This is a genomic window from Sinorhizobium sp. P24N7, from assembly GCF_042436655.1.
Classification (GTDB): Bacteria; Pseudomonadota; Alphaproteobacteria; order Rhizobiales; family Rhizobiaceae; genus Sinorhizobium; species Sinorhizobium meliloti_A.
Window position 1 is genome coordinate 116366 of the sequence record NZ_JBHMIW010000010.1, and the last position, 13332, is coordinate 129697.

Annotated in this window: 12 protein-coding genes; 1 reads left to right on the plus strand and 11 read right to left on the minus strand. The window is 62.7% G+C overall.

The window, feature by feature from the left end; all coding sequences use genetic code 11:
* Nucleotides 1–241 precede the first annotated feature (241 nt).
* The 10 genes from ACFHWW_RS18885 to ACFHWW_RS18930 form a co-directional block, all read right to left on the minus strand.
* Nucleotides 242–1066 carry a manganese catalase family protein gene (locus ACFHWW_RS18885; RefSeq protein ID WP_379940019.1) on the minus strand — a complete coding sequence of 275 codons (825 nt, stop codon included), beginning with the start codon at nucleotides 1064–1066 and terminating at the stop codon, nucleotides 242–244.
* A gap of 621 nt (nucleotides 1067–1687) precedes the next feature.
* Nucleotides 1688–2455 carry an SDR family NAD(P)-dependent oxidoreductase gene (locus tag ACFHWW_RS18890; RefSeq protein WP_379940021.1) on the minus strand — a complete coding sequence of 256 codons (768 nt, stop codon included), beginning with the start codon at nucleotides 2453–2455 and terminating at the stop codon, nucleotides 1688–1690.
* A gap of 10 nt (nucleotides 2456–2465) precedes the next feature.
* Nucleotides 2466–4175, minus strand: a complete 1710-nt coding sequence (locus tag ACFHWW_RS18895; RefSeq protein ID WP_275598837.1) for an SMP-30/gluconolactonase/LRE family protein — start codon at nucleotides 4173–4175, stop codon at nucleotides 2466–2468.
* Complete coding sequence (locus ACFHWW_RS18900; RefSeq protein ID WP_379940023.1) at nucleotides 4154–5134, minus strand: NAD-dependent epimerase/dehydratase family protein; 981 nt, start codon at nucleotides 5132–5134, stop codon at nucleotides 4154–4156. The genes ACFHWW_RS18895 and ACFHWW_RS18900 overlap by 22 nt, the downstream gene beginning before the upstream one ends.
* A gap of 1 nt (nucleotide 5135) precedes the next feature.
* Nucleotides 5136–6224: an ABC transporter ATP-binding protein gene (locus ACFHWW_RS18905; protein WP_379940025.1), complete on the minus strand. Its 1089-nt coding sequence runs from the start codon at nucleotides 6222–6224 to the stop codon at nucleotides 5136–5138.
* A gap of 1 nt (nucleotide 6225) precedes the next feature.
* On the minus strand, nucleotides 6226–7056 hold the full coding sequence (locus tag ACFHWW_RS18910; RefSeq protein WP_379940027.1) for a carbohydrate ABC transporter permease: 831 nt from the start codon (nucleotides 7054–7056) through the stop codon (nucleotides 6226–6228).
* An 11-nt stretch (nucleotides 7057–7067) separates the two neighbouring features.
* On the minus strand, nucleotides 7068–7973 hold the full coding sequence (locus tag ACFHWW_RS18915) for a carbohydrate ABC transporter permease (protein WP_275602728.1): 906 nt from the start codon (nucleotides 7971–7973) through the stop codon (nucleotides 7068–7070).
* Between the two features lie 82 nt (nucleotides 7974–8055).
* Entirely contained in the window at nucleotides 8056–9321 is a 1266-nt protein-coding gene (locus ACFHWW_RS18920; protein ID WP_379940030.1) for an ABC transporter substrate-binding protein, read from the minus strand.
* A 32-nt stretch (nucleotides 9322–9353) separates the two neighbouring features.
* A complete protein-coding gene (locus tag ACFHWW_RS18925; protein ID WP_275602727.1) occupies nucleotides 9354–10523 on the minus strand; it encodes a mandelate racemase/muconate lactonizing enzyme family protein in 1170 nt (389 codons plus the stop codon).
* Nucleotides 10520–11449, minus strand: a complete 930-nt coding sequence (locus ACFHWW_RS18930; protein ID WP_379940032.1) for a dihydrodipicolinate synthase family protein — start codon at nucleotides 11447–11449, stop codon at nucleotides 10520–10522. The genes ACFHWW_RS18925 and ACFHWW_RS18930 overlap by 4 nt, the downstream gene beginning before the upstream one ends.
* 84 nt (nucleotides 11450–11533) lie before the next feature.
* Between ACFHWW_RS18930 and ACFHWW_RS18935 the strand changes: the two genes are divergently transcribed.
* Nucleotides 11534–12475 (plus strand): 2-dehydro-3-deoxygalactonokinase, encoded by a 942-nt coding sequence (locus ACFHWW_RS18935; protein ID WP_379940034.1) that lies wholly within the window; start codon nucleotides 11534–11536, stop codon nucleotides 12473–12475.
* A gap of 75 nt (nucleotides 12476–12550) precedes the next feature.
* Here the strand turns inward: ACFHWW_RS18935 and ACFHWW_RS18940 are convergent, their stop codons facing one another.
* A complete protein-coding gene (locus ACFHWW_RS18940) occupies nucleotides 12551–13330 on the minus strand; it encodes an SDR family oxidoreductase (protein WP_379940036.1) in 780 nt (259 codons plus the stop codon).
* Nucleotides 13331–13332: the final 2 nt, after the last annotated feature.

Genomic DNA, 13332 nt, shown 5'->3' on the forward strand with positions numbered 1-13332 from the left:
ACCTACATGCCGGAGAGCAGGTGGCGCCATTGCAGGCTCTGGTGCAGGAAGATTCCGTAGAAAAGCCGCCGATCGCCAGGCCGAGAACAAAGCAGCCGATATGCCGCCGGGATCTTTGTGTTCGGGGCAAGCTTATTCCCTCCGTGATACGGCCAACCGGAACGGCGACGGAAGCGGCTCACCGTGCCCGTCACCACTTTCCCCACGGCACTCTCGTGCCCCACGGCGCTTTGCTTCCGTCTCACATCTGCTCCGCCTGGGCGCCGCTGTTCGGCTTGGCCCTGGCAAGGACGGGCTTCTGTCCCATCGCCATGGTCGGCCCTGCTTTGAAGCTACCTTTGCCGTCGATCGACTGGCCCTGCGACCATCGCCCAGCCACGGCGTCCTTACCGTCCTGCTGGAAGCCGAGGAAAGCGTAGCTGAACTCCAGTTGTTCCTGGTCCTGGGGGAAGCTGTTTGGGATCGGGAAGGCTCCCTGGTGACCGCCAAGCTCTTCCAAGGCTGCCAGCCATTGGTTCTGATGCATGGTGTCCCTTGCAATGAGGAAGGACAGCATGTCCTTCATGCCGGGATCGCTTGTCATTCCGTAGAGCCGCACGGCCAGCACGCGACCGGTCGCTTCGGCCGCCACATTGGCGGTCATGTCGGCAGCAATATTGCCGCTGGCGTAGATGTGGGACATGTCGAAGGGCACGCCATCGGAATCCACCGGCATCGCCGCCAGGCCGGAGGACAAAAGATTCTTGAGATTGATGCCGCCGAGCACTGCACCTCCGACCGGGTCAGCGGCCACTTCCTCCCGGATGCTCAAGGGTGCGCCCTCGAGGTTTAGGGCGACTGCGGTCGCCAGCATCTCGATGTGGCCAAGCTCCTCCGCGGCAGTATTCATCAGGAGGTCGCGGAACTTGGCGTCTCCCCGTGCCCCGCAAGCCTGGAAGAAATATTGCATGGCGACGCGAATCTCGCCCTCAATGCCGCCGATCGCCTGTTGCAGCGCGCGGGCAAACAAAGGATCGGGAGTGTCGACACGTACCGGATATTGCAGTTTGCCGTCCGTAAAAAACATTGCCGCCTCCTTGCTTGAAAAGCGCCTAACAAAACTGTTTGTGCCTTGTTCCCGCAGGGACGGAGAAATCAATATCACAAATGGAGAAAGCTGAGGCTCGGGTGATCGCAGCGAGGGCCGCTGCTGCTCACTCCCAAATTGGAACCATCCCAGAAGGAGTGGGTTAGAGTTTGTCGCTCCTACTCAGCCTAAGAGCGGCCTCTATTCCTCCCTCCGACGCCGCTCCTTTTTGGGAACTCTGCAGAGGCGAGACTGTCGCAGAACTGCTCCTCGGTGCGGCCGCCGATGATGACGCGCCCCGGTACCCGGGGCGCCGTCACCGACACCTGCTCGGGCGGCGTCAATGGGGCTGCTACCGTCCCTGTTGCCGTAACACAATGACGCGCGCTCAGTACCCCATGTCTGTTGTGTCCTCACCCTCTTGCGACCATACCGCGCTGGGGGGTGCTCCCAGGGACACCAGAACCGGCATTGCGACGAACTACGCATCGACGTTCTCCAGATCAGGGAAGCCGTCGCCAACATCTCCGATGCATGGCGCCCGGTCCGTAACGTTCGGTACACTCTGCTTTTCCGACACACCCGCCGGCATGTTGAAAGCGAAACCCGGACGCCGAGCTGTTAATACCCACCCGACATGACAATGGCTTCGCCGGTCATGAAGCTGCAGGCATCGGAGGCGAGGAAGAGCGCAGCGCCTGCCATTTCGTCCGGCGTGCCTGCACGTCCCATCCAGTTGAGCGTCCGGACGTAGTTCCCCCAACCCTCTGGGTCGCCGTCGCGGCGGGCGGCGTTGCGGTCCGTGTCGATGAGGCCCGGCGCAAGGGTGTTGAGCAGCACGCCGCGAGCGGCGTAATCGCGTGCAAGGCTCTGGATCAGATTGTGCTGTGCCGCCTTGGTCGCCGCGTAAATCGAAACGACGGATTTCGGCCGCAACTGGTTGATGCTGCCGACGTTGACGACGCGGCCCCAGCCGCGTGCGGCCATGCCGGGCAACACCGCTTGAAGCATCTCGACGGTGGATCGCAGGTTGACGTCGACCTGGGCGGCGAAGTCTTCCGGCGTGACATCGTCGAACGCCCCATTAACTTGCGCCGATGCGTTGACGACCAGAATATCCAGCGGACCCCCGATCGTTTCCGCCGCTGCGATCAACTGACGGCCGGCACCGGGCGGCGAAAGCTCGCCATGGATCGAGACCGCGTCGTCGCCGGCAGCGCGTATTTCCTGTTCGACCCCGGCCGTTGCGCCGGGCTTTTGTCCGTGCAGAACCACGCGCGCGCCATAGGCTGCATAGGCTTGTGCGATCGAAGCCCCGATTCCGCGGCTCGAGCCGGTCACCAGAGCTGTCCTGCCCTTCAGCGAGAATATGTCCTTATACACGCTCACAACTGTTTCCTCAGACGCCGAAGAGCGAGGTGGGCAGGCCGCGCTCACCAGGATTGCAGGCGAAAATGCCGCCGGAGAGCGGCGCTTCCGTCAGCGTCGAGGCCGGGAGACGGGTGCGCGCACTGGTGATGAACAAGGTCGCAAGATCGTCCCCGCCGAAGGCCACGCTGGTGGGGCGCGGCACCGGCAGTTCGACGGCTCGGTCCAGCCGGCCATCGGGCCGATAGCGGTTCACGCGCCAGCCGTCCCAGATCGCACACCAGACGCCGCCATCGGCATCGACGGCAAGGCCGTCCGGGCGCCCCTCCGTCTCGGGCACGGTAACGAAGACGCGGCGGTTGGCGATGCTCCCCTCCCTCGCATCGAAATCATAGGCATAGATGATGCCCGGCACCGTATCGACGAAGTAGAAGGTCGAGCCATCGGGACTCCAGGCCAGTCCGTTGGCGACCGTGAAACCGCTCTCGGCGCGGACGACTTCACCGGCCTTCGTCAGGCGATACAGGCTGCCGGTCGGCCGGCTCACATCGAGCCGCATCGATCCGACCCAAAGCCGGCCATCCGGGTCGACTTTTGCGTCATTTAGGCGGTTTTCCGGCACTCCCGGCTCCGGCTCGGCAAACGGGGTGAACAGGCCGCGCTCGAAGTCGAAACGTTCGACGCCGTCCTGCGAGGCGACGATCAGCCGGCCATCCTTGTCCGGAAGGACGGCACTGACGAGCTTGGCTGCGTTGCAGGTCTCGTTTTTGCCGGTAACTGGATCGAACCGGTGCACGGCCGGGTGAAGAATATCCACCCAATAGAGCCGCTTTTCCCTGTCCACCCAGACTGGCGCTTCGCCGAGTTGGGCGCCCCAGGGCAGGACGCATTGCACGTCGCTCTGTCCTCCCGCACGCGTCCGGGGCCGCGGGCCGGAGCTGATGGCGACGGCACCGACCGTGCCGGTGATCCGTCGCGCCGCAGCCATCAATTCGCGGCCGACCGGATGGATGGCGGAACTGTCGAGACGGGAGGCAGGCCCCAGCACCACGAGTGCCCCGAGCGGTACTCCGTCGCGCCCGGCGATCGGAGCGGCGACGGAATTAACCCCGGCGAGATGCTCCTCGTAGGAAACGGCATAGCCCCGGGCGCGCGTGAGGACGAGATCGGCCTCGAGCGCCTGCGGATCTGTAATGGTCTGAGACGTGAAGCGATCATAAACGAGCTGTCCCGCCAACGAACGGGCGAAGGAGGGCTCCTGAAACGCCAGCAGAGCCTTACCGGCTGCGGTGCAGTGGACCGGCACGCGCCGGCCGACTGCGATCAGCACGCCCAGGCCGCCACTCGAGCGCTCTTCCAGATAGACCACGCGGTGACCGTCGAGGCGGCAAAGTGCGACAGTTTCCCCGAGCTCGGCGGAAAGGCGTTCGAGTTCGGGGGCGGCGGCGCTGACGAGGTCGAATTTATCCCACACGCGATGCGAAAGCTCGATGAAGCGGTGTCCGAGCAGGTAAGCGCCCGTTGCTTCGTCCTGCCGGATCAGACGAAACACCATCAGCGTCTTCAGCATGCGCGCAAGGGTCGGCTTCGGCACGCCGCTCATTTTCTGCAGGTCCGCGAAGCGCAGCGCCTTCGGCGCCTCCGCTATGAGATCGAGGAGAGCGAGCCCCTTGGCGAGCGCGGCTGCACCCGCCGGTGCCCCGCGATCTTCAAGCCCGCCTAAGCCTGCCTTGTCGTCCATGCCGCTACCGCCTCGTCCAGCATTCGCATGATCGGCCACTCGGATTCGAAACCGAGCATTTCACGAATGCGCTGGTTGGAAGTGTGATACCACACGCCGGAGCCGGGAAGATCGACCGCCACGAGCGGCCACCCGATCCTGTCGGCCATTACGGGCAGGAGCTCGGCGAAGTCAACAGGATCGGTCGCTCCCAGATTGAAGACGCCACCCGCGGCTTTCGGATGGGTCAGCGCGAGCAGAACGCCCCCGGCCATGTCGCGGGTGTCGGTGATGTGCATCTTGAATGGCCGGCCGTTCTCGTTGCGTGTCAGGACGAGTGCCGGCCGCCCCGGATCCGCCGCCCTCAGAAGTTCGGCCGCAGTCCTGTTGCCGAAGGTTTCCTGCTGCTTGATCTTAGGGCGAAGAAAGAAGCGCGGTCCGGAAAAGAAGCTGTCGGGATCGAGCAGCTCGTCGGCATTTTGCGTATGCGAGAAACGCAGGATCACCGTCTCCATCGACGATACGCGCCCCTGGAACGTCACCAGTTCCTCGCCGAGAAGCTTAGTGAGACCGTATGGAGATAGCGGCTCCTTCGGATGATCCTCTGTAATCGGCTGGAATGCGGGGCTGTTTTCCGGATAGACCTCCCCGGAGCTGGCAAAGACGAAGCGGCCGACCTTTGCCGCGGCGGCCGCCTCGGCCACGATGCGCGTCCCTTCGACATTCGCCTGGAACAACCGCTCGCGGTCGCTCGCCAGCCAGGACATGAAGGCGCCGAGATGGAGTACGGCGTCGCTCCCCTCGCAGGCGCGCATCGCCGCCTCCCGGTCGTCAAACGCGCCCACGACTTCGTCAAAGCCGACATCATCGATCGATGCCGGGCGCAGGTCGAAACCCCTCACCTGGTGTCCGGCCTCGAGCAATTTCCTGGCAACCAAAGAGCCGACCCTGCCGGCAGAGCCCGTCACGAGCACTTTCATGTCAATCTATGGCCTTTTCTGTCTTCGGATCGAAGAGGTGGATTTCTGACGGGTCGAAGGAGAGCGTGAGCTCTTCGCCCTCTCGCACAGGGCCGGAATGCGCGATCCGCGCAATCAGGCCCTTGCCGCGTTCTTCGTCCCGAGCAGCCTCGCCGTATGCGTTTTCGCCCGGATCGAAGTAGATGTATTTTTCTGAGCCGAGGCTCTCGACCAATGTCGGCCGCACCGCGAAGGCGACATGGCCCTGGCCGAGCGACAGATGTTCCGGCCGAATGCCGACGATCACCTCGCCGTCCCGAGCGCCTTTCCGGGTCACGAAGCTCTGGCCGAATAAGGTGAGCTTGCCCCCTTCGATGCGGGTGGACATGAAGTTCATGCCCGGAGACCCTATGAAGCCGGCGACGAAGAGATTGGCCGGCTTGGCGAACAGCGTATCCGGGTCTGCGATCTGCTGGATGACGCCGTCGCGCATGATGACGACGCGATCGGCCATGGTCATCGCCTCGATCTGGTCGTGCGTGACATAGACCGTCGTGACGCCGATCCGCTTGTGCAGCGCGCTGATCTCGGCTCGGGTGTGAACACGCAGCTTTGCGTCGAGATTGGACAGGGGTTCGTCCATCAGGAAGGCACGCGGCTCCCGCACGATTGCCCGGCCGAGCGCGACGCGCTGGCGCTGTCCGCCCGACAGCGCCTTCGGGCGACGATCGAGCAGATGGTCGACAGCCAGGATCCTGGCGACGGCGCCAACGCGCTTGTCGATTTCCGCCTTGGGCATGCCGCGCATCTTCAGTCCGAAACCGATATTCTGGCCGACGGTCAGATGCGGGTAGAGCGCGTAATTCTGGAAGACCATCGCGATGTCCCGGTCCCCCGGTGCAAGGTCGGTCACGTCCTTGTCGCCGATCAGGATCTTGCCGCCGCTTGCCGGCTCGAGGCCGGCGAGGATCTTGAGCATTGTCGACTTGCCGCAGCCCGATGGGCCGACGAGGACGACGAATTCTCCATCCGCGATCTCGAGCGAGAACTCCTTGAGCACGTTGAGCGCTCCGTAGTTCTTGTAGACGTTCTGAATGCTTATGCCGGCCATTTCACTTCTCCGCGCCGGCAGTCAGCCCGCCGACCAAATAGCGTTCGAGGAACAGGTAGATCAGGATAATCGGCACCGAGACGAACACGGCCGCCGCCGAAATCTCGTTCCAGTCGGTGACGTACTCGCCCTTCATCGTGGTAATGCCGAGATTGGCCGTCCAACTCCCCTGCGCATTGGTGAGAAAGGTGCGGGCATAGGCATAATCGGCCCAGGAGAGAACGAAGGCGTAAAGGGCGGTCGCGGCAAGCCCCGGCGTTGCAACCGGAAGCACCACCCGAAACAGGGCGCCAAGCGGAGAGCAGCCATCGACCATGGCCGCCTGCTCCAGTTCGCGCGGGATCGTGTCGAAGTAGCCCTTCAGCATCCATGTGGTGAAGGGAATGATCAGCGTCGCATGGGCGAGCACCAGCGACCAGAGGCTTCCGATCAGCCCCACAGAGCGGAAAATTCCGAAAAGCGGAATGACGAGCAGCGTTGCCGGCAGCATCTTCGCCGTGAGAATGAAGAGACCGAGCGATCGCCCGCCCTTCACGCTGAAACGCGACAGGCTGTAGCCCGCGAAGACCGAAACGACCATCGACAGGGCTACAGAACCGAGCGCCGCGAGCGTCGAATTCCACAGCCACAGGAGGATCGGTCGCTCGGTCGCCACTTTGGCGAAGGTGCTCCACTGCGGCTCTGCCGGCCAAAAGGACGGCGGCAACTGGCGGATTTCCGCGAGCGTCGACAGCGCCGTGACGAACAGCCAATAGATCGGAAAGAGAAGGACGCCGCAGACGACGGCAAGGCCGGCATAGAGCGCGAGCGTTTGAAGGGTTGTGCGCTGCATAGCTCGACCTCCTAATACATTGCCTGGGACTTGCGGCCGAGCATCAACAGGCTGGCGACGACGCACAGCACGAGCGTTACGATGCCGATCGCGGAGGCGTAACCCATGTTGAAGAAGCCGAAAGCCTGATTGTAGGTCATGATCGAGAGCGTTTGCGTCGCCTTGAGCGGCCCGCCGTCGGTCAGCACTTTGATGATCGAGAAATCCCGGAAGACCCAAAGGACGACGAGCACCGACGTGACGCCGAGAACGGGCATGAGCACGGGAATGGTGATGTACCAGAAGCGCTGGAAGGCGTTCGCGCCATCGACCTTGGCGGCGTTGTAGAAATCTTCCGGAATAGACTGCAAACCGGCAAGCGTCATGATGGAGACGAAGGGGTAACCCTTCCAGATCATCGTTATCGCCACCACCCAGAACGCGGCGGTCGGCTCGGAGAACCAGTTTATCATCTGGCTCGTGATGCCGAGCTTGATGAAGAGCCAGTTCATCAGACCGAAGGAAGAATCGAATATCCAGGCGAAAATGACGACGGCGATGACTTCCGGAACGGCCCAGGGCAGAGCCACGAAGAGACGCGCCAGCGTCCGCCCCTTGAAACGGTTATTGACCAGCAAGGCCGTGCCCAGACCGACGGCGAAACAGGCTGCACTGACGACCACGACCAACTTGATCGTCACCCAGCACGATTTCCAGAATTCCGGCGACGTGAACAGCTTGTGGTAGTTTTCCAATGTGAACGACTTGCGCGGTGCGCTGAGCGTCGCCATGCCGATCTTCTGGAAAGACAAGTCCAGCGACACGAACAGCGGATAGACGATGATCAGGGCCACTAGCGCGACCGCCGGCAACAACAACAGGTAGCCCAGCCAATGCTGCCGACTTGGGCGTGCCAGATCGAGGAAGCGTACGCTCATTTTTGCCTCTTGGTTTTTGCCGGGGGGACCAGGCGCCGCTGCGGGCGCCGGGTGCCCCTCATGTGCCGAGGGTCGCAAACGCCTATTGAAGCGCCTCGGCCTTCTCGTGCATCGTCTTGGCGACGGCTGCAGGATCGAGATCTTCGATAATCATTCTCTGCGCCTCCTCCTGGATCATTTTCGAGAACTCGTTGAACTGGATCTCGAGGCCGACCGGAATGCGGTCGATCTTGTGCTCTGCCGCAGCCTTCTGCGACTTCACCATCAGATCGAAATGCGGAATCTGCGCTTTGGCTTCGGTGAGATCGGCGCGCGGGCTCGGCGGCGTCGAGGCGGCAAGCGTCGCGAAGCTGGTCTGGAATTTGTCCGAAGTCGCAATTGCGATGAAGTCCCAGACAAGCTGCTTCTTCTCTTCCGAAATCTCGCTCGGCATCGCCAGAATGTTGGATGACCCTCCCAGCGGCGGGTCGAAGGGAACGCTGGCAAGCTTCAGCTTATCCTTTGCCGCTCCCTGCTGCATGATGGAATAGATCCAGGGACCGTCGACCTTCAGCGCGATCTTTCCATCGGCGAAGAGTTTCCGGACCTCGCCCGCCGAGAGATCGCGCGGGGTCAGGTTTTCCTTGACCACGGTTTTCCATCGGGCCAGGCCCTCGACCATTTCGGGGGTGTCGATGGTCACCTTGCCTTCGGCATTGGTGAAGCGTGCGCCGGCATCGAAAAGATAGCTCGCCATTTCGGCGATATACTGCCCGCCGCCACCTTTGGTCTCGTGGCCGGTTCCGAACTGGTCGACGATGCCGTCGCCGTTTAGGTCCTTGGTGGTCGCACGGGCCGCTTCGAGGAACTGCTCGTAATTGGTGGGGACCGCGACGCCCGCCTGCTTCAGCATCTCCTCGTTATAGCCGAAGATCGTGCCGTAATAGAGCATCATGATGCAGACGGTCGTATCCTGGAACTTGCAGATGTCCTGTCCGCTCCATCCATCGAGATTGAGCCCCGCCTTCTCGACCCAGGGACCAAGGTCCTCCAGCCAGCCATTGTTCGCGAAGGTCTGAAATTCGAAGGAGGCCAAGTGAACGATGTCCGGCGGCGTTCCGCCTGCAAACAGCGTCGTCATGGTGTCGGCATAGGCGCTGCGTTCCACCTTGGTCCACTCGATCGAATTGCCGGGGTGCTTTGCCTCCCACTCCTTGATCACCGTGCCCCACCAATCACCGATGCCCTTCTCGTCCTTCTGCCACGAGACGAATTTGAGCACTTCCGCCTTGGCGGTGGCCGGCAGGGCCGTGCAAGCCAGCATCGCTGCGACGGTCGTCGCGACGGCATATTTCCGGATGATTTTCATGTTTTCCTCCACTCCTCCGCACCTATTCGATTTCAATTTCTTTTCAGAAGCGCGAGCGCCTCCTTCGACGGCTCGACGCCGAGTCCCGGTCCTGTCGGCAGAATGTATTGGCCCTCGGCGCAATCCATATCTCCTTCGAGAAGCCGGCGATTGGGCTCGAAAATCGAATGCTGGAACTCATGGCAATCGACATTCGCCAGCGCCGCGCTCGCCTGGAGGCTGGCCGCCAGGAAGATGCCCGAGCCTATGGTTGCATGCGGGATGATCTTGATGTGGTGCGCATGGGCGTATTCGCCGATACGCATGAATTGCGTGATGCCCTTGTGGCCCATTTCGGGCTGCACGATTGCAAGCGCGTTCCGCGCAACGCGCGGTACCATATCGTAGACGGTGCGCCATTCCTCACCGACCGCAATGGCGGTCGGGACGCTCGCCGCCACCCGGCCCAGACCCTCGACGTCCTCGGTGCGCACCGGCGCCTCGGCGAACCACAGCCCGTGCGGCTCCATTGCCCTGATCAGCGCGATCGCTTCGCTGGCAGTCTGTGCCCAATGCATGTCGCAGGCGATACGCGCCCCCGCACCGAGCCTTTCTCGCAGGGTTTCGATCTCCCTTGCGACCCCGTCATCGGCAACGGGCGAGGCAAATTTGAAGGATGAGAAGCCCTTGGCCTGCCATGATGCCGCGAGTTCTGCGCGTTTTACGCGCGTATCCTCGGGCAGCCCGGAAATGTAAGCGTCGATCCTGTCGCGCCTCCGGCCGCCGAGCAGCTTGCAAACCGGCAGACCGGCGAGCTTGCCAGCCAAGTCCCACAGCGCGATGTCGATCGCAGCGAGCGCATCGACGTAAAAGCCGCCGGTATAGCCGCGCACCCGCATCAGATCATAGAGATCGTCATGGATCGCTGCCGCATCGAATGGGTCGCGGCCCATGGTGAAATCCGCGAGAAGATCGTCGATGATCTCCATCGTCGCCCGCGGCGCGACCAATCCATAGGTTTCGCCCCAGCCCACGGCGCCGTTTTCGGTCTCGATGCGGACGAGCACGCTGCGATCGTATGTCGGATAGACCGTGCGATTGCCCTTGCGGACCAGGTACCCGCGCCCGTTCGGCTCCTCGCCCGGGCGCGCCTTGCCGAGATAGGGTTTGTCGCGCGGCAAGGTGAGCGTGAAGCTCTCAATCTTTTTGACGCGATCGCTCATGCACCCGGCCCTCTCTTTGCGCGCCCGAAGGATTTCACGCCACACTCCTGCAGGCATCGTTCGATGTCGCGCAGGGCCATTGCGTCGAGATCAGGGGTCGGCGCACGCACAATGGGGTTGTCTATGACCCCGCGCAAGCCGAGCACATGCTTGGTCAGCCGCATGCGGTAAACGGCCTGCAGCGCCAACAGAGGCAGCGACTTGACGTAAAGCGCTCGCGCCTCGTCCCCGCGGCCTGCGCGGTAATTTCGGTCGAGGGCGACATGCAGGTCGGCGATCTCGAGCGCCGGCATCGCCGCACATGCACCCCGATCGTACTCGTCAAGAATGTAGCGAGCGCCTCCGCCGCCGATGACACCCAGTAAATGCTCGGGCGCGTCCGCAAGAATGGCGGTAATAGCCGGCCCCGCGGGAAGCGTCTCTTCCTTGACGTATCGAACAGCCGCAACCTGGCGGACGACTTCGAGGACCGCCTCGGGCGCCAGGTCCGAGCCACGCGGCGCGGGAGCATTCTGAAGGATGATTTCCGCGTCGGGCATTTGCATCGCCGAAGCGGAGAGAAAAGCGGCCACCGCGTCTGCTCCCGCCCCGATGGACTTCGGGGGTTGAATCATGAGCTGTGTAATCCCGAGCGCCAGCGCCTGCCGACCATAGGCGACGACTTCATCCACGGTCGCTGCGCTCGCGCCGGCTACGATCGGCACACTGCCATCGACCTCGGCCGAGACGGCTTCGAGAAGCGCCAGGCGCTCCTCTCCGGTCAACATTTCCACCTCGCTCGCAAAACCGGGGAACACCAGGCCCGCAACGCCCGCATCCAAAGCGAACCGGACGAGACGGCGCATCGCAGCAACATCCACCCCGTTTTCGGTGAAAGGCGTTGGGAGAACCGGGAAAATTCCTGTCAGCTGCATGGTTAGGTCCATATAATGAGACTTGTAATTTATATTGTGGACCATAGGCGAAGGTGATAGGCCGTGTCAATCGCCGAAGTTCCAAAGGAGAAGACCTTGTCCAACGCTGCACATGAACCCGTCACGGTCCTGCTCGATTGGGGCACCACAAACTTCCGGGCTTTCTTGGTGAAATCGGACGGCTCAATCACCGATGAGAAAGAAGGCGACCGGGGAATTCAGTCTGTTGCGAAAGGGGAGCACGCACGCGTCGTCAGCGAGGCCCTCGCATCCTGGCGCGCCGAATATGGCCCGCTCGACATCTTGGCGGCGGGAATGATCGGGAGCCGCAACGGATGGATCGAGATGCCCTATGTGCCGACCCCGGCGGCAGCGGCGGACCTGGCTGCCGCGTGCCGCACCATCGAACTCCCGGAGGGAGACCGGCTTACCTTTCTACCGGGACTGACGGACCCGACGGCGTTTCCATTCCCAGACGTCATGCGCGGCGAGGAGACACAGCTCGTCGGTTTCGGCCTGAAGCGGGACATCGTCGTCGTCCTGCCCGGCACCCATGCAAAATGGGCCGAGCTCAGGAACGGCCGCATCGAGCGTTTCCGCACCTTCGTCACCGGTGAAATCTACACGACGCTGGCCAACCATTCCTTCCTGTCGAAAGTCGCAACGGCCGAGCGTGACCATGCCACCGCAGCTTTCGCGAAAGGCGTCGCGCTGGCGCAGGAAGAATGCGCTCGGGCCGGCGGCTTGTTGACGCGGCTCTTTGCAGTCAGGACCGGCTGGCTTGCCGGTACGATCACGCCGGACGAAATGAAGAGCCGCCTTTCCGGGCTCATTGTCGGATGGGAGTTTGTGGAGGCGCGGGCCGGCGGCTGGTTCAAGGAAGGGGACACGATCGCCGTGGTTGGCGATGACGATCTTGTCGAGGTTTACGAGAGAGTGGCCACGGCCTTTGGCCTGGAGCTTGCGCCCGCACCGGCTGACGCGGCGATCCGGGGCGCCCTCGCGATCTCAGGGAGCCGCCTGCCCGCCGCGCAATGAAGCGCGGCGATCTCCCGGCCGCACCGTCACGAAGATCGCCGTAGATTCTTTCAGCAGCCTTTTGCTTTGAGCTCATCAGACCGGATGATGCAGGACGCTGAGGCCGCCATCCACCGTCAGGCAGGTCGCGTTCATGAAAGGGCACTCGTCGGAGATCATGAAGACGGCGGCGCGGGCGATCTCTTCTGCCGTCGCGATGCGGCCGCCCGGGTGGAGCTTCATGGTTGCCGCCTCGGCTGCCGCCGGGTCCGGGAAACTGTTCCAGTAGTCGTAAGCCTTCTGGGTCAACACATAGCCCGGCGCCAGCGCATTCACGCGAATGCCCTTTGGGGCATATTCGATACCGAGCGCCTTCGTCATGCCGAGCAGCGCGTGCTTTGCGACGGGGTAGGGAAAGGTGTGCGGAATAATGGTGAAGGCATGGGTGGAAGCGATGTTGAGGATCGCCCCGCCGCCCTCTTCGATCAGGCCAGGCAGCACCGCCTTGCAGCAGTTCCAGGCACCACGGAGGTTGATGTCGAAACAGCGCTGCCAGTCGGCATCGCTCATCTCCAGCGGCTCCGAGAAGACGTTGACCCCGGCATTGTTGACGAGCGCATTGATCGGACCGATCGATGAAGCGGCTGCCGACACCACCGCCTCGATCGCATCGGCGTCCGTAATGTCGGCTTCGGCGTAGGCGAGCGCCCGTCCCTCGCGCTGCAGCCGCTTCGACTCCATTTCAAGCAGGGGACCGTCTCGGTCGACGAGGAAGAGTGCCGCACCCTCCGACAGGAACACTTCGGCAATCGCAAGGCCGATGCCCTGCGCCGCACCGGTCACCATGATCCGCTTGCCTTTAAGCCGGTCGGTCATCC

Coding starts and splice junctions, on each gene's coding strand:
- ACFHWW_RS18915 (WP_275602728.1), bottom strand. CDS start 7,973: ATGAGCGTACGCTTCCTCGATCTGGCACGCCCAAGTCGGCAGCATTGG.
- ACFHWW_RS18900 (WP_379940023.1), bottom strand. CDS start 5,134: ATGAAAGTGCTCGTGACGGGCTCTGCCGGCAGGGTCGGCTCTTTGGTT.
- ACFHWW_RS18925 (WP_275602727.1), bottom strand. CDS start 10,523: ATGAGCGATCGCGTCAAAAAGATTGAGAGCTTCACGCTCACCTTGCCG.
- ACFHWW_RS18920 (WP_379940030.1), bottom strand. CDS start 9,321: ATGAAAATCATCCGGAAATATGCCGTCGCGACGACCGTCGCAGCGATG.
- ACFHWW_RS18895 (WP_275598837.1), bottom strand. CDS start 4,175: ATGGACGACAAGGCAGGCTTAGGCGGGCTTGAAGATCGCGGGGCACCG.
- ACFHWW_RS18910 (WP_379940027.1), bottom strand. CDS start 7,056: ATGCAGCGCACAACCCTTCAAACGCTCGCGCTCTATGCCGGCCTTGCC.
- ACFHWW_RS18905 (WP_379940025.1), bottom strand. CDS start 6,224: ATGGCCGGCATAAGCATTCAGAACGTCTACAAGAACTACGGAGCGCTC.
- ACFHWW_RS18885 (WP_379940019.1), bottom strand. CDS start 1,066: ATGTTTTTTACGGACGGCAAACTGCAATATCCGGTACGTGTCGACACT.
- ACFHWW_RS18940 (WP_379940036.1), bottom strand. CDS start 13,330: ATGACCGACCGGCTTAAAGGCAAGCGGATCATGGTGACCGGTGCGGCG.
- ACFHWW_RS18930 (WP_379940032.1), bottom strand. CDS start 11,449: ATGGACCTAACCATGCAGCTGACAGGAATTTTCCCGGTTCTCCCAACG.